General features: G+C 40.2%; 22 protein-coding genes and 1 pseudogene. 14 read left to right on the top strand and 9 right to left on the bottom strand.

Translation table 11 applies throughout. From position 1 onward, the window contains the following. From EAE91_RS07245 to EAE91_RS07225, 5 genes and pseudogenes are all read left to right on the top strand, one after another. Positions 1–3612, top strand: a complete 3612-nt coding sequence (locus EAE91_RS07245; protein WP_214087893.1) for a transporter substrate-binding domain-containing protein — start codon at positions 1–3, stop codon at positions 3610–3612. Positions 3613–3756: 144 nt separating this feature from the next. Further along, positions 3757–3972: a type II toxin-antitoxin system TacA family antitoxin gene (locus EAE91_RS07240; protein ID WP_214087892.1), complete on the top strand. Its 216-nt coding sequence runs from the start codon at positions 3757–3759 to the stop codon at positions 3970–3972. A gap of 36 nt (positions 3973–4008) precedes the next feature. Continuing rightward, on the top strand, positions 4009–4422 hold the full coding sequence (locus EAE91_RS07235) for an Exc2 family lipoprotein (RefSeq protein ID WP_113049478.1): 414 nt from the start codon (positions 4009–4011) through the stop codon (positions 4420–4422). Continuing rightward, positions 4412–4738: a type II toxin-antitoxin system Phd/YefM family antitoxin gene (locus EAE91_RS07230; RefSeq protein ID WP_244868715.1), complete on the top strand. Its 327-nt coding sequence runs from the start codon at positions 4412–4414 to the stop codon at positions 4736–4738. Before EAE91_RS07235 ends, EAE91_RS07230 begins: the two co-directional genes overlap by 11 nt. Positions 4739–4770: 32 nt before the next feature. Next, positions 4771–4898 (top strand): annotated as a pseudogene (locus tag EAE91_RS07225) (Txe/YoeB family addiction module toxin); the annotation flags it as partial. Between the two features lie 118 nt (positions 4899–5016). Here the strand turns inward: EAE91_RS07225 and EAE91_RS07220 are convergent. From EAE91_RS07220 to xylA, 6 genes are all read right to left on the bottom strand, one after another. Next, the gene (locus EAE91_RS07220; protein ID WP_011146528.1) at positions 5017–5322 is read right to left on the bottom strand and encodes a CcdB family protein; all 306 of its coding nucleotides are present in this window, start codon (positions 5320–5322) and stop codon (positions 5017–5019) included. A 1-nt stretch (position 5323) separates the two neighbouring features. After that, the gene (locus EAE91_RS07215) at positions 5324–5563 is read right to left on the bottom strand and encodes a type II toxin-antitoxin system CcdA family antitoxin (protein WP_011146527.1); all 240 of its coding nucleotides are present in this window, start codon (positions 5561–5563) and stop codon (positions 5324–5326) included. Between the two features lie 87 nt (positions 5564–5650). Beyond that, the gene (locus EAE91_RS07210) at positions 5651–6022 is read right to left on the bottom strand and encodes a VOC family protein (protein WP_011146526.1); all 372 of its coding nucleotides are present in this window, start codon (positions 6020–6022) and stop codon (positions 5651–5653) included. A 294-nt stretch (positions 6023–6316) separates the two neighbouring features. Then, positions 6317–6889, bottom strand: coding sequence for a hypothetical protein (locus EAE91_RS07205; RefSeq protein ID WP_214087891.1), 573 nt, complete (start codon positions 6887–6889; stop codon positions 6317–6319). A gap of 192 nt (positions 6890–7081) precedes the next feature. After that, on the bottom strand, positions 7082–7198 hold the full coding sequence (locus EAE91_RS24950) for a DUF5397 family protein (RefSeq protein WP_214087890.1): 117 nt from the start codon (positions 7196–7198) through the stop codon (positions 7082–7084). A gap of 27 nt (positions 7199–7225) precedes the next feature. Then, a complete protein-coding gene (gene xylA, locus EAE91_RS07195; protein WP_214087889.1) occupies positions 7226–8545 on the bottom strand; it encodes a xylose isomerase in 1320 nt (439 codons plus the stop codon). Between the two features lie 322 nt (positions 8546–8867). On the opposite strand from xylA, the gene EAE91_RS07190 reads away from it, so the two are divergent. Continuing rightward, positions 8868–10052 (top strand): XylR family transcriptional regulator, encoded by a 1185-nt coding sequence (locus tag EAE91_RS07190; protein ID WP_214087888.1) that lies wholly within the window; start codon positions 8868–8870, stop codon positions 10050–10052. 54 nt (positions 10053–10106) lie between these two features. Here EAE91_RS07190 and EAE91_RS07185 read toward each other — a convergent pair whose 3' ends face one another. Next, entirely contained in the window at positions 10107–11549 is a 1443-nt protein-coding gene (locus EAE91_RS07185; RefSeq protein WP_214087887.1) for a 6-phospho-beta-glucosidase, read from the bottom strand. A 26-nt stretch (positions 11550–11575) separates the two neighbouring features. Beyond that, positions 11576–12889 (bottom strand): glycoside hydrolase family 30 protein, encoded by a 1314-nt coding sequence (locus EAE91_RS07180; protein ID WP_214087886.1) that lies wholly within the window; start codon positions 12887–12889, stop codon positions 11576–11578. A gap of 222 nt (positions 12890–13111) precedes the next feature. Between EAE91_RS07180 and EAE91_RS07175 the strand changes: the two genes are divergently transcribed. The 5 genes from EAE91_RS07175 (at position 13112) to EAE91_RS24110 (ending at position 15672) form a co-directional block, all read left to right on the top strand. After that, on the top strand, positions 13112–13990 hold the full coding sequence (locus EAE91_RS07175) for a PhzF family phenazine biosynthesis protein (protein WP_214087885.1): 879 nt from the start codon (positions 13112–13114) through the stop codon (positions 13988–13990). Positions 13991–14165: 175 nt separating this feature from the next. Next, positions 14166–14369 carry an antitoxin of toxin-antitoxin stability system gene (locus EAE91_RS07170; protein ID WP_214087884.1) on the top strand — a complete coding sequence of 68 codons (204 nt, stop codon included), beginning with the start codon at positions 14166–14168 and terminating at the stop codon, positions 14367–14369. 135 nt (positions 14370–14504) lie between these two features. Continuing rightward, positions 14505–14969 carry an antitoxin PaaA2 family protein gene (locus EAE91_RS07165; protein WP_036780591.1) on the top strand — a complete coding sequence of 155 codons (465 nt, stop codon included), beginning with the start codon at positions 14505–14507 and terminating at the stop codon, positions 14967–14969. A gap of 17 nt (positions 14970–14986) precedes the next feature. Further along, positions 14987–15295, top strand: a complete 309-nt coding sequence (locus EAE91_RS07160; RefSeq protein WP_036780593.1) for a type II toxin-antitoxin system RelE/ParE family toxin — start codon at positions 14987–14989, stop codon at positions 15293–15295. A gap of 167 nt (positions 15296–15462) precedes the next feature. Then, positions 15463–15672 (top strand): hypothetical protein, encoded by a 210-nt coding sequence (locus EAE91_RS24110; protein ID WP_244868714.1) that lies wholly within the window; start codon positions 15463–15465, stop codon positions 15670–15672. Between the two features lie 351 nt (positions 15673–16023). On the opposite strand, the gene EAE91_RS07150 is transcribed toward EAE91_RS24110, so the two are convergent. After that, positions 16024–16944, bottom strand: coding sequence for an alpha/beta hydrolase (locus tag EAE91_RS07150; protein ID WP_214087883.1), 921 nt, complete (start codon positions 16942–16944; stop codon positions 16024–16026). A 328-nt stretch (positions 16945–17272) separates the two neighbouring features. On the opposite strand from EAE91_RS07150, the gene EAE91_RS07145 reads away from it, so the two are divergent. The 3 genes from EAE91_RS07145 to EAE91_RS07135 all read left to right on the top strand — a co-directional run bounded on the left by EAE91_RS07145 (position 17273) and on the right by EAE91_RS07135 (position 18912). Next, positions 17273–17524: a type II toxin-antitoxin system Phd/YefM family antitoxin gene (locus EAE91_RS07145; RefSeq protein WP_214087882.1), complete on the top strand. Its 252-nt coding sequence runs from the start codon at positions 17273–17275 to the stop codon at positions 17522–17524. After that, positions 17521–17808, top strand: coding sequence for a type II toxin-antitoxin system RelE family toxin (locus EAE91_RS07140; RefSeq protein ID WP_214087881.1), 288 nt, complete (start codon positions 17521–17523; stop codon positions 17806–17808). The genes EAE91_RS07145 and EAE91_RS07140 overlap by 4 nt, the downstream gene beginning before the upstream one ends. 402 nt (positions 17809–18210) lie before the next feature. Beyond that, complete coding sequence (locus EAE91_RS07135; protein WP_214087880.1) at positions 18211–18912, top strand: glycoside hydrolase family 18 protein; 702 nt, start codon at positions 18211–18213, stop codon at positions 18910–18912. Positions 18913–19091: the final 179 nt, after the last annotated feature.

Raw genomic sequence — 19091 nt, 5'->3', positions numbered from 1 at the left:
ATGAAGTACCGGTGCAAAACATGGCGATGGATTGCCCTATTGGTATTGCTGTTACCGCTATCTGGTTGGAGTCTCAACCTGTTTGAATACCGCAATGCGCAAGATCTCCCTGCAAATGGACTACCGGTGGAGTTTTATTCAAACATCACACAAGAATCGCAGGAATTTTTGCCGTTGCCGGTCAAAGAACAAACGGTTCTTCCCTTACGTTTCCCGACATTAAAAGTCGGCATTCTCTGTTGTATCGGTGCCCCATTGGTGATCCATCGTTGGGACGGCAAGTTGGAAGGGATTTATGCGGATTACCTGCGCTTGATTGAAACCGTGCTGAAAAGGCCAGTGGAGGTACGGTTGTTTGGCAACTGGGAATCAGCTTATAAAGCGTTGCAACGTGGCGATATCCAACTGTTATCGAATTCCGCCTCATCGCAATCAGGAAATGGAGCAAACGACACTTATCCAATTCTGGTACAACCACTTGCCCTGATTATGCGCAAAGAACAAGTGAATATGCCTTTTGCTGAAATGAATATTATGGCGGCACCCGGTAGTGATCCGGATGTCATTAAGCAATTACGTAAACATTACCGCACCATTTCAATGGCGAAAAATCAGCAGGAGGGAATACAAGCAGTCGTAGATGGCAAAATGGATGCCTATCTCGATGGACAAAGCCAGATTGCCTATTTACTGGCTTTTCGTCCATTTACCGGTTTGACTTACCGACGGGATATTTCACTCGGGGAACGATATGATTTTCTTGGCCACAACGGTGATGGCATGGTTGAAGCAGTAAATCTGATTCTGACATCCATTCCTCATGCCATCAGAAATAAAGTTTATGAACGTTGGATTTCTGGGCTAGCGTTAGGCAACAGTAACGACGCCGCCATCTTTTCAGCTCAGGAAAAAGCCTGGATTAAAAAAAATCCTGTCGTCAATGTGGCACTGAATCGCGCTGCGCCACCTTATTCTTTTCTGGATAAAAACGGTCAAATCACCGGGCTGGATGTGGACATTTTACGTTTACTGGGAGAAAAAAGTGGCATCACCTTTAATTTTATCCCAACAGATGGCGCAACAGGCATTAAAAAGCGGTTAGAAAATGGCGAAGCACAAATGACCTCCATGCTCAACACGCCCGAACGTAGCCGTTGGCTCTCTTTCAGTCATCCCTATGGTACCGTGGAATGGGTGATGATCACGCGCAATGAGCGTAATGCGCCTTATGAGTTCGAACAACTTAAACACCATCGGGTGGCAATTCAGCGCGGCAACGCACTTTTATCACTCTTAAAACAGTATCCAGAGATTTTTATCATCGAAGTTGACAGCGTGACACAAGGTATTGATATGGTGCTGGCCGGCGCGGCAGATGCCACTTTTGATAGCCTAATCAGTGCTGATTACCTACAAGCAAGCCACTACGGCACCAATATTTCTATTCAGTTCTTTAAAGGCTCGCTGCAACCGGAACAATACGCCATCATACCGACCTATCCTCAACTGGTGGACATATTAAATAAAAGCATTGATGCACTGCCACCAAATGAACTGCGGGTATTACGGTTGAAGTGGTTATCTATGGCGAATGTCACGCCTTATAATGACAATAAAATCTCTCCTTGGGTGAAGCTGTGGGGAGGGGCGTTACTTGTAATTGCGTTAAGCTCAATTTTTTGGGGCAGTTATCTCGCACATCAAATCAGACGACGTAAGACCGCAGAAAGCAACTTACAAGATTTGCTGGCGTACTGGGAAACACTCTTTAATAACATGCCTACGCCAATGTTTGTCTGCGATCCAACCATGTGCATCACAGCGGCTAACCTCTATTTCCGGCATGAAATGGGCACTGTCGGATCTGAGGTGATTGGTCGTAGTCTTTTTTCCTTATGCTTTCTAAAGCCGACCGATGAGCAAGAGATCAGTCTAATTTTTCTACGCTGTCTGGAAGGGGCACCGGTACATTTCTCTGATCGCAACATTGTTATTCAGGGACAAGATAAAGATGTTTATTTGTGGCTCGAAAGTTATAGCAATACCGAAGGCGTTGTTCAGGGAATCATTGGTGGTTGGTTTGATGTCACCGAACGTAAATTGCTGGCACAAGAGCTACGTCAGGAGCGTGATAAGGCCGAACTCGCTAGCCTGGAGAAATCAGATTTTCTGGCCCACATGAGCCATGAGATCCGCACCCCGCTGCAAGCCATTATCGGTATCCTTGATCTGGAGGTAAAAAAGCAAACTCAACCATCCACGCCATTACATATCGCCTGGCAGGCGGCAATATCTTTGCAAGGAATCATCGGTGATGTGCTGGATTTCTCCAAGATAGAATCTGGTCGGATGGTACTGAATCTCAAGTCGGAATCATTGCAGGCAATTCTGGAAAGTTGTGTAGCAACTTTCAGCCATCGAGCAAAGGAAAAAGAATTATTTTTCACCTATCAGTTTGATTTACCGTCTGAATATTATCATCTACTGGATGCGACACGCATAACCCAAGTCATCAATAACCTGTTGGGCAATGCCATTAAATTTACCGAACAGGGAAGTGTACAGATCAGCGCCAGCTATCAGCCTATTCCAGAGAATCACCAAGATGAAATTACGCTGGTGGTTGCCGATACCGGTTGTGGCATCCCGGAAACCATGTATGAAGCGGTTTTGTTGCCCTATGTACAGGTGACACAAAATAATGGCGGTAAAACCGGTACCGGGTTGGGATTACCTATTTCTGTACAGTTAGTTGAACTAATGGGTGGCAGCTTGAAAATCACGGGGGCACCCAGTGGTGGCGCACAGGTTACCGTGGTGTTACCGCTGACGCGCACGATTATTGAAAAAGAGGCGATAAGCGAAAAAACCGAAAACATTGAGACGGAGCTTCATGAATCTTTGAATATCTTAGTGGTTGATGATTTACCTGCCAATTTACAGGTGTTGTCATTACAGTTAGCGCCATCGGGACATCGTATCGCGCTAACTGAAAGCGGTGAACAAGCCATGAAGCTGGTGGAGGAGGGTTATTTCGATATCGTGCTGACAGATTGCCAGATGCCGATGATGAATGGTTACCAACTGGCTCAGTTACTGAGAAAACATGAACGATTACGGCAATTACCGCCATTTATTATCCTGGGCTGTACCGCGAACGCGTTCTCTACCGAACAGGCTCGTTGTTTGGAAGCGGGAATGAATGGTGTATTGATCAAACCACTGGTGCAAAGCAAATTGCTGGCAGAAATTACCCGTTATTACCGGCAAGTTAATGACAAAGCAACATTAAAATTCGATGAAATTCAAGCGTTGGCACAACAAGATATAGCTGTAGAGCGCCAATTACTTAGCGCAATACAGCAAGGGATGTCGGAAGATATTGCACAATTGCAACAACAGGAAAACCAACAATGCCATGAAAAAGTCGTGCATCACGCCCACCGTATGAAAGGCGCTTTTGCGCTGATGCAATATCAGCAAGGAATACGTGTCTGCCTGCGGATTGAAAAGAGTGAACAGTGTGATGTGAAAACAATAGCCGTTTTATTAACTCGTGCGGAATATTTTCAACAGCAAATTAAGCAGAAATTGGGGGAATTGCATAGTTAGAAATCAAATGAAACGACACAGAAAAACCTTAGCTTGAAAATATAAATGCAATTTTTGTCATCGTAAAAATTGGAAAAAACACCATTTTGACGTACATTGCTCTCACATTATCTAACGGGTATACATCTAAGGAAGGTATTCTCTATGAATACAGCCACAGTTAGCAACTTTATCCTGACTAGTGCATTAACACATGCTGAAAAAACCATTCATGAATACGAAGTTATGAGTTTGAATAACCGAGACTCAGAAGTTTTCTTCAATGCATTGGTTAAATCGGTTCGCTTCAATAAAAAGCTGGCAGATGCCTTCGAAGAACATAATCAGCGTGTGATCAATAAACAACCGATAATTATTTAAATCTATTATTAGGACAATAATCATTGAGGATTTTTTATGCGTGCTTTATATTTTTTCCCTATTTTCTTATTTTTATCTTCTTGTTCAATAAATCTCCCACCTTATGAACGGGAAGCCCGACATTATGTTTATCGCTCTAATGATGATTTTGACCCTAATTTTGAAACACATGTAAATAATTCTATTAAGCTTATGACGCCATTCTTTGAACAATTTTATCGAGAAGGAGTTAAGGATAGAATGAATAACATCAGTTCACATGAATTTGAGAAAAAAATTAATTATTTTAAGAGTGATAATTTAATTCAAGAAATCGGCATGTCCGAAATATTCATTTCACCCAAAATACACACAAAAGAAATCAACAATAGTCAGATTTCAAATAAGAAGAAAAAAGCATTAATTAACGGAATCATCAATTCTTACGAGGCCGGTTACTATGGCAAGTAAGAAAATTAACTATGAACTTATAAGCATAATGGAAGCGGGGGAGAGGGAATTAACGATGGACACAATAAACTATTCAGCATTTAGAACTCACTTCGCCAGCCCCTTAGATAAAGTGAACGACAATCACAAGCCAATTCTGATTACTCATCAGAATGGCAAGCCAGCGATCGCCCTACGTTTGGAAGATTTTCAAGCCTACGAAGAAACAGCCTATTTAATGGCTAGCCCGAAAAACGCGGCACATTTAAATCAGGCAATTGCTGAAGTGGAAGCAGGGAGAATGATTGAAAAAGGGCTATTGAAAAAGGGCTATTGAAAGAATGATTTTATCTTGGACTGAAATGGTAAAGGCAACCCTTTGATGGAGAACCTTTAAAACATAATTGTCGGGTTATTGGTCTAGACGTATTAATCGAGAGCATCGTCTGGTTTACAAGGTAACAGATGATGCAATCATTATCGTGCAGCACTATTAAGGACTACCTATCAGAGGACTTCATAAACGAAGTCCCCTAGTCGTTATTTTAAGAAATCGTGATGGCGACTATGCAACAAGCCAAATACCATCCATTGTTGCGTTACTTTTTCGACTAGTCAAAATCCATCAATGAGAAAATCCAAAGCATCTTTAATTTGTTTCCGGTGGGATGTGACATCAATAACTTCATTACCGATCATAGATACTCTGATACTTGCCATTTCATGAGTCATGACGATGTAGTCACTCTCCTCAATTGTCAATATTGGACATAATCTTATAGGAACTTTGCCTTTAAAATTTTCTTTCAGAAACAGGGGTATCATTAATCTTGTATTCAACATATCAATAATGTCACTCTGTACGTCAAGAAGATATGGGTAAGCAGAATTGCCAATATTGCGATAAACAACATACTGCATCTCAGAACACCCTGTACTTGTCAGACAGTAAACCGTGTTCGTTAGTGATACGATTAAGTTCTTCCATTCCTGCCTTATTCTCACGTTTCCAGCGTTCAGACTCAACGGCTTTCAGTTCCGAAATTAGTGCTTTAGTCAGCACTGCTGATAAGTTAAGCCCTACCTGTCTCGCTTGTTGATACAGTTCAGGTGCAACGGTCACGCTCACTGTTTTCTTTAATCTGATTTGTGTTGCTGGCATGTTAACCCCTGTATGAAACACGTTATTTTACACTTGTAATTATAGCAAGCTTTTTTATATAAGGACGGCAGAAAAGAGTCAATACATCTAATCCAAAGGACATACCCGAATAATATGACCATCGGGATCTTCAACGAGGAAAGTACGACCAAAAATTTCAGTGTGGGGTTCCTTCACAATCTTGATATCGGGTTTCTTCTGCCATTCTTCAAATAAGCGATCTACATCTTCTCCAGATGGCAACATAATACCGATCTCAGAGAACCGAGGAGTAGAGGCATCTGGCGTTGTTCCGCCTGACCAAATAGCGAATAGTGCTTCACCGCCGGCGGCAAATGCCACATAACGAGGGCTCGAAAATACCGGCTTAGCATTGAAAATCGTCTCGTAGAAGACCGTCGAACATTCAATATCAGATACGTAAACAAGTTGAAGGTTAGGCTTGGGGGATACTGTCATCATGTAATTCTCACCTAAGTTAGATTCAATAAGAGAGTAAAAGCAAATCAATATGTAACATTTGTTACCGGATTGCGCTTGTATCATAGTAATATAATGTTAGCAGGCTGTATATACATACATATGTAAATTGATGTGGGAATTCTGGGATATGGAGATGTCTAAGATCGAATCTTGTGGGGAAAACATGAGAGTTACCTCTTGCGCTTTGTATAAGGATTCAACATCCATATCCAAACCGGTAACTCTCAACCTTCCAAAGTGCTTTGTCAGATCTGATAAGACTAGCGACAGTTAATCGTCAAGGGAATTTTTCATCCTATTTTGAGTATATTCAATCAATTCTTCAATTTCTAAGCTAGGGGTTGTACCACAATGAATATCACAGAACAATATCGGGTTAGATCCTCTCGACGAATAAAAACCTTGAGGATCTTTTAAATTTGATTCCCTAGCTGCACATAAAGCTCGTAAGATTCTTTTTAACCTTTCTTCATCACCTTCGTTATTAATAAAGTTCTCAAGATTCGCTCTACCACCGTGGGAAATCTGAAAGAAATGATTACCACTATTATTACTGGTATCAATTCGTTTCATCTTAATAATAGTAGCGTCCTCATTACGATCTATACCATTGCTGCCTTGAAATGAAAATTTAGCATTAAAAACGTCTAAGTATACGCTTGGCAAGCCATAACTACGATCACAGTTTTTAAAAACACCTTTAATAGAATTGTTTAGATTCATTGGTTTATACGCTATATTATCAAGCATATATACATATCCGCCTTTCGCTTCGCGAGAATTTCTTGTTTCTGCTTCGGTAAGATTAATAATTTCACCATTTCCTAATTGTATGTGAGCCATCTCATAATCCCATTTTACTTGTCAAAAAAATGTGTATTTTCACATAAAAGATAAGAAAAATTCGTATTCATATCACGATTAAATATTCATTTTATGACAAATCAGAAAATATACTGACTTACAGGATTTTATTTAGTGAATAACTGAAAAACAGAAAGAAGAATTAGCGGTGCTAATAGCAATAGCGTACATTCAGGCGGCCTTGGGATCATTGTTAATGTGGGTCAGACGGTATTCGGTTTTTTCACCCGTTTCTACCAAGACGACTTCTATCATCCAGTCACCATCCTCTAGCTTGACTGTTCCCAACGTAGGACCTGTTAGCCAATAACTAATTTAATCATAAATATAGCGATTAATAAGATTTTCGAGTAATTCCTGTTGTCCACTTCGATGTTTAGGTTCTTGAACCAATGTTTCTGCATAATGAGCCACTTCATCAAGTGTCATTTTTCCTTCAAGAATATCTCTACCTAATTCACTATTCCAACCAGAATAACGCTGAGCGACATATTCATCTAATTTACCGTCTACTAATATTTTCACCGCACTCTTTAATGATAAAGCCATAGTATCGATGGCACCGATATGCCCATAAAACAGATCATCAATATCAATACTTTGACGGCGAACTTTCGCATCGAAATTTAAACCACCCGTGGTAAAGCCACCGGCTTTTAAGATTTCATACATTACAAGAGAATTTTCCTCGACACTATTTGGAAATTGATCGGTATCCCAACCCAATTGAGCATCCCCGCGATTCGCATCAATAGAACCAAATATCCCCAATGCAATCGCTGTGGCTACTTCATGCTGAAAGGAGTGTCCAGCTAATGTGGCGTGGTTAGCTTCAATATTCACCTTAATTTCATTTTCTAAACCAAACTGCTTTAGGAAACCATAAACAGTCGCCACATCATAATCATACTGGTGTTTAGTCGGTTCCTGAGGTTTAGGTTCAATTAATAATGTTCCCTGAAAACCAATTTTGTATTTGTAATCCACAACCATTTGCATAAAACGGCCAATTTGTTCTCTTTCTTGACGTAAATCTGTATTGAGTAAACTTTCATAGCCTTCACGTCCACCCCACAGTACATAATTTTCACCGCCCAGTTTTTTAGTCATTTGCATAACCTGACATACTTGTGCTGATGCATAAGCAAAAATATTGAGATCTGGATTAGTTGATGCACCGGCAGCATAACGCGGATGTGTAAAACAGTTTGCCGTTCCCCATAACAATTTAACGTCAGTCTCTGCTTGTTTATCAGCAAGAATATCGGACATAATTTCCAAATTATAAATATATTCTTTTAAGGAACGGCCTTCGGGTGCAACATCAATATCATGGAAACAATAAAAAGGAATATTGAGCTTGTAGAAAAACTCAAAAGCAACATCAGCTTTAAGCTTCGCCAATTCTAAGGCATCATTGCCTTTTTGCCAAAAACGCTCAAATGCCCCAGAGCCAAACATATCAGCACCATTCCAACAAAAACTGTGCCAATAGCAGACGGCAAAACGCAGATGATCTTTCATCTTTTTGCCTAGAATAATCTCTTCGGGATTGTAGTGACGGAAAGCTAATGGATTATTACTTTGTCTACCTTCGTAACTGATTCTATTTATTTCTTCAAAATATCGATGCATATCAGCCTCTATCTAATATACCCGTTATCTTTCAAGTTGCCTCTTTGTTGGCTGCACTCGCTCACCCCGGTCACATAGTTACCTATGCTCCCGGGGATTCTCTCCCTTGCCGTCGCGATCCATCTTGAAATCCATAGGGTATAGACATACGTGTATGTATAAAATTTTGTTCATCAATGCCGCTATTTTCAATTGTGTTATTTTATTTCTTCATTAAGATTATTGTTAATTGTGTGATTTATCTCATAAATTGGCATCAATTTAACCCTGAAAATAGAAAAATAATTATGATCAAGACTGTATAAATCAATAAGGAATATCAATGATAAACAAACGATACCATATAACACTATTATTTAATGCCAATAAAGCTTATGATCGTCAGGTGATAGAAGGGATAGGTGAATATTTACAAGCATGTCAATGCAATTGGGATATCTTCATTGAAGAAGATTTCACCACCAAATTAAATAGCTTGAAAACCTTACAGAGTGATGGAATTATTGCTGATTTTGATGATATAGAAATCCAACGTATTTTCAGTCAGTTAGACATTCCTGTTATTGGTGTCGGCGGCTCTTATCACCAAGAAAATCGCTACCCTGCGGTTCATTACATTGCGACAAATAACTTTGCGTTAATAGAAAGTGCATTTAATCATTTAAAAAATAAAGGTATTAAATGCTTTGCATTTTATGGTTTGCCTGAGACCAGTGGTAAACGATGGGCAATAGAGCGTGAATACGCTTTCCGACAATTAGTCGAAAAAGAAAAATATCAAGGTGTGGTATATCAAGGAATGGAGACAACACCGGAAAATTGGTTTTACGCACAAAATGAATTAAAAGATTGGCTGCAAACTTTACCCCCAAATACCGGCATTATCGCCGTAACGGATGCCAGAGCTCGACATATTTTAGCCGCATGTGAACATTTAAATATTCCTATTCCTGATAAAATCTGTGTTATAGGCATAGATAATGAAGAAATAGCCCGCTTTCTTTCACGTACGGCACTCTCTTCCGTTGTGCAAGGTACACAACAAATGGGCTACCAAGCAGCAAAATTGCTTCATAAACTCCTTAAAGGCTACGCTCCTAAAAAATACTACCGCCAATTAATTCCACCTTCAAAGGTTATTGCAAGGCAATCGACAGATTTTCGGGCATTAAACGATCCCGCAGTTATTCAAGCCATGCATTATATTCGTCATCACGCCTGTAAGGGGATAAGAGTTGAACAAGTTACCGATGCTGTTGGTATGTCACGTTCTAATCTTGAAAACCGTTTTAAAAGTGAATTTGGGCAAACAATTCATACCATTATTCATAATGAGAAGTTAGATAAAGTAAAAAATCTTTTAATCCACACCTCTATTTCAATCAGTGAAATTGTTACCGTTTGCGGTTATTCTTCTTTACATTATTTTTACTCCATGTTCAAGCGAAACTATAATATGACACCAAAAGAGTATCGAGATAAATATAAAATCACCAAAGAGAGTTAAATAGTTAAAATTAATAAGCCATCCTCAAATCAAATAGGATAGCTTTTAATTTAATTAGATATTTTTACCGTTCGTTGCTATAACTTTCTTATACCAAGAAAAACTCTTTTTCTTATAACGTACAAAATCCCCATTTCCATTATCATCAACATTGACATAAATAAATCCATATCGCTTGCGATATTCACCAGTTGTAAAAGAGACACAATCGATACATCCCCATACAGTATAACCGAGTATATCAACACCATCGAATAAAATAGATTTTTTAATTTCGGATAGATGCGATTCTAAATATTCAATACGATAATCATCATTGATAACACCATCTTGAGATAATTTATCAACGGAACCCAACCCATTTTCAACAATAAAAATAGGTTTTTGATAACGCTCATATAATTCAGATAAACTGTATCGAATACCTATAGGATCAATTTGCCACTCCCATTCAGAGGATTTCAAATAGGGATTGAGCTTTCCTTTCTCAAAGAAGGAGAGGGATTGGCTATTTTTTTCTAACATTTCGGTGGATGAAGCAACGATATTACTCATATAATAGCTTATTGCCAAATAATCAGCGCAACCTTCCCGTAACCAATTTAAATCACCATCTTCAATATGAAGCTCTATATTTTTTCTTTCCCACTCCCTAATAATATAAGCTGGATAATACCCACGAAGCTGAACGTCACTAAAAAGATATTTCTGGCGCATAGCTTGTTGTGCATATAAAACATCTTCTGGCTTACAGCTCTCTGGATATAATGGCGACATATGGATCATGCAGCCAATTTTAAAATTAGGATTTATTTCATGACCTAATTTGACAACTTTTGCACTAGCAACAAATTGATGATGAATAGTTTGATACATGACCTGTTCTGGATTGTCGTGATCCTGGTAAATCACACCTGAATTACAATAACCAAATAGTGGATATTGCCAATTTATTTGGTTATTAATTTCATTAAATGTAATCCAGTATTTGACTTTATTTTTATATCTTGCCATAACCGTTAGGCTAAAATTGATAAAAAAGTCTATTACTTTGCGGTTATACCAACCGCCATATTTCTTAGCCAAATGATAAGGCATTTCAAAGTGAGATAAAGTAATAACGGGTTCAATATTATATTTCAACAATTCATCAATAAGATCGTCGTAAAATTTTAAGCCAGCTTCGTTAGGGTGTGATTCATCACCATGAGGAAAAATTCTTGACCAAGCAATTGACGTCCTAAAACATTTGAATCCCATTTCTGCAAATAACGCAATATCATCTTTATAATGGGAATAAAATTTCACACCTTGATGATTAGGATAGATTTTATTTTCCTCAATACCATTAGTTATGACACGATCAACACCATGCTCTCCTTTTGTCATAACATCAGCAATACTCATTCCTTTGCCATCCTGATTCCAATAACCTTCAACTTGGTTAGCGGCAACCGCGCCGCCCCATAAAAAGCCGGTAGGGAATTTATTCTTCATAGATAACTCCAGATTGTTATGTTCTCTTAGTTAAATATAATAGAATTAATCGAATCAGGTTCCAAATAAATAGACCAAACATCATTGTTATAACCAATATTTAATTTTTTCTTTTCTTTATAAGAATTATTTATATTCACTACAAGGGAACCCGTTTTATTCTCGAAAGCAACAGCATTTCCTGACATATTACCTTCTAACTCAACATGCTGCGCATCAGGTAAAATTAAACCAGAAAAATGGCGCATGACGTAATACTCTGGATTATATATCACTTTATTTATTCCTTTTGGAATACTTATCATACTATTCTGTTTCCAACCCCAACTACTTTCTCCCCCAGAATGCAGCACCATATTCCAATAAAAATAACCATTAGCGCCATTAGTTAAATAATGTCTGAAAAGCGTAAATACATAATGAGCATATTCCCAACTATTATGACCATCACCACATTCATTTTCAGTTTGATAATATTTTAATTCTGGATAGCTTTGTACTGTTCTTTGAATAGCATTTTTCCCTTGCCATTGATAACCAACGCCTTTTATATATTTATAAGCGCCTATATCACGTAATACACAATTTGCGTAATCATCATAATCTTGCCCAATCTCTTTAGCGAATTCAGGAGCATTAATAGTACCTAACCAAATCTCAGCTTCTACGTTATTTTGTTCGAATTTCGGCCCGAGATGATTTTTTATAAAATCTCTTAATTGCTCACCGTTCCATACACAAGAAGGGAATTTTTGATCCGCGGCAACTTCATTCTGGATATGAATTTGATCTATTGAAATGCCTTCTTGCTGATATTCTTCGATAAATTTTACAAAATATAAAGCATATGCATCCTGGCTTTGAGCATCACTCTTTAATTTGCCAAAATTACAGACTTGATGAGTTTTAAGCCATACTGGAGGGCTCCACGGTGAAGCAGATATTTTTAAATTTGGTTGTCTTTTTAACGCCTCCTTTATATAAGGAATCAATAATTTTTTGTCTCTTTGAATTGAAAAATGAGCCATATTATAATCATCTTCAATCTCATTTAAACTATACCAAGAAACCGCATAATCACTGGCACCAATAGGCATTCTGGCTAATGTTAATTTGCATTCTCCATCCGGCGAAAATAATTTATCTAACACATTTTTTCTATTTTCTTTATCCAGATCTAATAAAGCATTCATCCCAAGTTCATTAAAACAACCGCCAAAGCCATCCAGTTTTCGGCCTCGTTTATTGGTGATAATTAAATTGGCTTTTTCGTCTGTTTTTATGATCGATAATCCTTGTTTCCATTGCTCTCTATTATTTGTATAGATAAGTTTAATCATGATTTATTATTTCCAATAAAAGTATTAATTCATTGCAATCAATTAAACACAATTATATTAATATTAGTATTATGTTATTTCACAAAGGATTTAATTTAATTGTTTTATTTGAGTTTCATCACATATATCTTATCGAAACTATTTTTTTATTATCAACCACAGTGTAATAATATACCTTGATACACTTACAAACCACTTTTGCCACCATAAAAAGGAAATTTTATGTCTCTTGTGCCATTTAAGCAGGTTGATGTATTTACTCACCAGCCTTTTAAAGGAAATCCCGTCGCCGTTGTTATGGATGCTCAAGAACTTTCACCGATACAGATGCAGGGCATTGCCAACTGGACCAACCTTTCTGAAACCACTTTTATTCTTCCGGCAGAAAACCCATTGGCGGATTATCGTGTACGGATTTTCACACCCGGTAGTGAACTTCCTTTTGCCGGCCATCCTACGATCGGTACCGCACATGCTCTTCTTGAAGCCGGTTTAATTCAGGCGAGAGAAGGGCGTATTGTGCAGGAATGCGGAGCGGGATTGATTACATTGAACGTTACCGAAACGGAAGAAGGTCGGAAATTAATCACTTTTGAACTACCAGAACCAGCCATCACATTGCTTAGCGCCGAACAGATAGATCGCCTTGAAAGCATTCTGGGTTGCCAGTTAGATCGCGCGTTAACACCAGCACTTATTGACGTGGGAGCTCGCTGGATTGTCGCCCATACTACGGGAGCAGAAGCCGTACTGGCAACAAAACCCGACTATGCCAGATTACTTGAACACGACACGCAAATGAACATAACCGGAGTTTGTCTGTATGGTGCCTACCGTGAAGGAGCAGAGGCTGATATTGAAGTACGCTCTTTCGCCCCATCATGCGGTGTCAATGAAGACCCGGTTTGCGGTAGTGGCAACGGCAGCGTTGCTGCATTTATGCGCCACCACAAGGTAGCAATGATTGACGATAAAATCGTTCATTCATCACAAGGCAAAAAACTTGGCCGTCAGGGAAGCGTATGGCTCAACCATTCCGACGGTAAGATTTTTGTCGGCGGTAGTGCTGTAACTTGTATCAATGGCGCTATCACAATTTAAAAAAATTATCAGCCCTAATATGCACAATATCTTACGTAAAATTGCTCATTAGATAATTCAGAAAGGCCGCTTATTTTGTCGGAAAACAGATGTTTTCCGACAAGCAAAATCGCGTAGAGTAATGAGATTATACATACCTTATTAGTACAGAATAATAATGTTAGGAAGTCAGATCATGACGAAACAAGCTGTTTTTACGATGAAATTAGAACCTGAACTACGTGCCGAATTTATTCAACGCCAACGTGAGGAACGAGAATACAATAAATTCCTGTGTCACAAGGTAGAAGCCGGGCGAGCCTCAATGCGTGCTGGCTTGGGCCAATCTAATGATGAGGTCGAAGCCGAGTTTGCCGCACGGCGTGCCAATGTGGGGTAGTGACCAGCTACCCGGTCACTACCCCTAAATGTCCATTAAATTTTGTCCAACCTTTTTTGTCTAGGTGATTGCGCGTTTCCTAGAAAACATGCACAATCAACCCTGTTACTTTCATCACCCTATAAGGAGTGAATCATGCAAAGCATGACCATTGAGCAGCTACGCGCCGCAAGCGATGCCGGCGGCGTGGAAGGTGTGACCCTGAAAGGGCAGGGCGGAATCTTCCTTGTGCAGATCGCAACCCGCAGCGGTGCCGCCGCTTTGCTGGCGAAGGCCCGCAGCCAAGAGCCGCGCCGTTTCGGCAACCCCATTGCCGCCCTGAACGTGTTGCGCGACGTAGGCATCACCATCGGCCAGTTCGACGCCAGTGAGTGGAACCCGGACGAGAAAGAAGAAACCGCCGGCAATCGTGGCCGGGCCGAGGCAATGCGTAAGGCCCACCAAGCCGCCGCCTACTCGGAGTGGCTGGCTGCCGAGATTCAGGATGCTATCGACGACCCGCGCCCGAATCTTTCACACGATGAGGTTATGGCCGAGATGGACGCCGATATTGCCGCCTTGGCCGCCGAACACAAGCCCGCCAAAAGGAAGCGCGCTTGAGCGCGGCTGGCTGATTTATGGCGAAGGCAAAGACCCCTTACCGCATCGAGTGGCGACCGAAGGCCCGCGAGGATTTGCGCGCCATTGTTCGATACATAGGCAAAGACAACCCGACCAGGGCGCGCAGCTTCGGTCAGGAGCTACGCGACAAGACCTTGCCGCTTGCGCAGCACCCGGAGCTTGGCCGCACCGGGCGGCCCGGCCTGCCGGATTATGTGCGCGAGCTGGTCGCGCATCGGAACTACATTATTTTTTATCGCGTACTGGACGAGGCGCGCACCGTCGAAATTTTGCGAGTGAAACACGCGGCGCAGCAAACGCCGTGACATGGTGACAGCAGGAGATGGAGAGCGTAAAAAAGTGCCCCAGACTTTTTTACGCTCTCCAATGTGGTGGACCAAGCGTGAAAGTTATCTGGACACCCGAAACGAAGCAAGACCGAGCTGACGTGTAGGACTACATCGCAGCCGATAATTCATATGCGGCAGCCAGAATGGATGAACAGTTTAGTGATGCAGCATCCAATCTTGCACGACATCCCATGCAAGATCGAAACCTCTTAAGTAGATTAGATTCATCACAACGTATGAATACCTGTCTGAAATTAGTTGAATTTAATAAAGCACTTATAAAGGCAACATCGGCTCATGTAAGCGAAGCTGAGTCGGTTAAAATTCTTGAGCCTTTTATTGGTCAGTTCTGAGTTTTAAAGAGGATGCCCAAAGATATTTATGCAGGTGTGAGATCAGTATAGCAAATAAAACCTCATCTCCGGCTTTGTTGAATAAATCAGTCCAGGGAAACAATTCTTCCTGGACTATACCTTATAGATTTCAAGATGCATCGCGACGGCAAAGGAGCGAATCCCCGGGAGCATAGCAAACTATGTGACCGGGGTGAGTGAGTGCAGCCAACAAAGAGGCAACTTGAAAGATGACAGGTATATATATTTTGTCGGGATGACTACCCATGCCCGTATCCTGATGATTCCAGAGTGTTATCGGGCCAATTCTTATCAAATTGGCCTGAAACAGTGAAACAGAGATGATGCTTTTCAACAAAAACAAAATTTTTTGTAAAATGTTTCAGCAGAGGGCGTCACCGCAGTCATATGCATTGCACCATGTATCATTCCCTCAACAGTTTCAACCTGCACAGATACACCTGCATCTCTTAACTGCTGTGCATAAGCTTCTCCTTCACTTCTTAGCGGATCGTATTCGCAAAGCAAAATAGTTGCATCTGGCAATCCTTCAAAATGCGTTAAATTAGAAGGTGAGATAAGTGGATTTGTTCTGCTGTTGTGCTCATTAATGTATGCCTGCCAAAAGAATGCCATCATCTGTTTTGTCAATACATAACCTTCACCATATTTATCGTATGAATCCGTTTCCATTGATGCATCTAAAGCTGGATAGAATAGCAATTGATGGCAAATAGCAGGCCCTTCTTGGTTTCGCGACATCAAACAAGCCGCAACGGCAAGATTACCACCTGCGCTATCACCACCGACCGCAATTTGTTGCTTATTGATACCAAACTTTTCCGTATTATCAGTGACATAGCATAGAGCCGCATAGAAATCCGTTAGTGGTACCGGAAAAGGGTTTTCTGGGGCAAGCCGATAGTCTACCGAGAAGATAACGCAACCCATTGATTCCGCCAGCTTACGGCAAGGGCGATCCCAAGCATCAAGACTTCCTACGCACCACCCACCGCCATGAGCATAAACCAGCGCGGGTTTATCACTCATCTTTTCTTTTCCATAGGGCACATACATACGAACAAGAATAGGGAAACCATCCTCTGCGGGGACAGTAAAGCTGCTATTATATGTCGCATCGTTCCATTCGCCCTGTTGCTGGATAAGAGCATGCTCAAGAACGATTCGAAGTTGTTCCAAGGGGGAATCTTCTCCTATTGCAATTTCAGGCGTGGAAGCAAGCCATTTTTCAACATTTTTATCAAGTGGCATAATAATAACTCCTCTGTAAAAAGTGATTGCCAGATAGCAACATTGTTCGGGGCATTATTCAGTAACAAAATGCCCACAGTTAGTGATAATTGCGCTGTCTAGATTCGATGACACTTTTTTCATTGTGAGATAAGTGCATCTCGTGTCGCGTACTCAGCTCCAATAGTTAAAACCAGCATAGATAATTGTATACGAGCAAGACGCTGATAGTAATGAGAATAAAAAAAGACCATCGGAGAAAAAGACTTTTTAAACGGTCTTTTTTGTTTCTTTTCTCAACAAAGAAAGCTACTATAAGACTTATTAACAAGTCTTTTGGAGTGTTTTTATGGCCAACATAATTCTGTCAGATATGAGCGCAAGCATTAGTGAACTTAAAAAGAACCCTATGGCGACCCTTAGGGCCGGGGCTGGATACCCTATTGCGATCCTAAATCGTAACCAACCCGTGTTTTATTGTATTCCTGCGGAGCTCTATGAACAGATACTTGATACTTTGGACGATCAAGAGCTTATTCGACTGGTAAATGAGCGTAGAGGGCAGGCATTGGTTGATGTAGATTTGGATAATTATCTATGATCTATAGAGTGAAATTCAGGGAAGATGCACTCAAGGAGTGGAAGAGACTTGATAAATCAGTCCAACAACAATTTGCTAAGAAGCTGAAAAAGTGCTGTGTTGAACCTCATATTCCATCAGCTAAACTTCGAGGCATGCCAAATTGTTACAAAATAAAATTACGCGCTTCTGGTTTTCGCTTAGTTTATGAGGTCATAGATAATGTGTTGATTATCGCCGTAGTAGCAGTTGGTAAGCGCGAACGGAGTGAAGTGTATGAGCTAGCAAGTAAAAGACTAAGATAGATAAGGGAATGTCAGATGCTCTGTCGTTAGTGATGATGCAAAATTCAAATCTGGATTTTCAATGAAACTGAATTTGAATTCAAAACAATGCATAGAATAAATCCATACAACAATATAAAAATGACATAATTAAAAAACTCTGCATGATTTGGGATGAAGCGAAGCCCCTATTTCAAATGTTCCATTCCCACAGAACTACCTCAATCTGGGGAGCATCATCGTCTCTCCGTTACTAGTTTGACAACAACAGATAATCCCTAACTTAACTGAAGAAAGATAACATGCCCGTTTCGCAGGCAATTGGTATATTGGCGAAATCATGATGCGAAATAAGGTTTCGAAATGTTCCGAAGATGCCTGCGAATTTTATGGTGTACTCATTCCAAGATAAGAGGTTTATTTATGATGTTAAAAAATATCAATTTGTTGAAAGTTGTACTTATCGTTACCTTTGCAACAAATCAATCTCTTGCAGCAAATAATATTACATTTCTGAGCAATCCTTCACCGCAACATGTCAAGGATATCGGTAATTTTGTTGTGAAACGAACTGAAAAGCCATTTTTTTCCGATGTTATATTATTCGCAGCTAATATTAACAGCAGCATCTCTAATAACCCCGTACTATTTTACAACGATGAAATAAGTTCGATCCTCAAAGAAAATATTTCCCTAGTGCGGACTTTGCAAAAAAAGGGCGTCAAAGTTCAACTATCCTATCTAGGCAATCATCAAAATGCAGGTTGGTCATGTAATATGAGTAAAGCAACGGCCACAAAACTTGCCAATGATATGGTAAATGATGTCGTTAAATACGGGCTGAATGGAATCAACATCGATGATGAATATTCAACATGCTACGGTAATCGTCAATCCTTCTATTGGGTAGCTGATGCGATCAAAAGCCATCCACAATTTGCCAACAAAGTACTCACCAAAGCCCTGTGGTCAGATTATATCTATTTCAAGGAGCCGACAAACATAGCAAATTTACTGGATGCAGGTTATGAGATGACTTACACCAACGCCAGTGCCAGTAAGTTGGTTCCGTACGTTAACTTTGGGATGAAGAAGGAAAATTTGTTACTAGGCTGTGTCCCTTAATATCAATTAATAGTATTATTATCTGATTGATTTCGATGCAGGAACAAAATGATGGCACGTTACGACATTTCTGATGATGCTTGGATATTGATAGAATCTTGTTTGCCCCCTGTACGTTCAGGGCAGGCAGGACGTCCACATGTTGAACACCGCAGTGTGATGAATGGGATGTTCTGGGT

Origin of the sequence: Photorhabdus noenieputensis, assembly GCF_018448935.1 — a bacterium.
In the GTDB taxonomy this organism is placed as follows: Bacteria; Pseudomonadota; Gammaproteobacteria; order Enterobacterales; family Enterobacteriaceae; genus Photorhabdus; species Photorhabdus noenieputensis.
The sequence above is the reverse complement of the archived record's forward strand: the minus strand, read 5'-3'. Positions and strand labels throughout refer to the sequence as shown.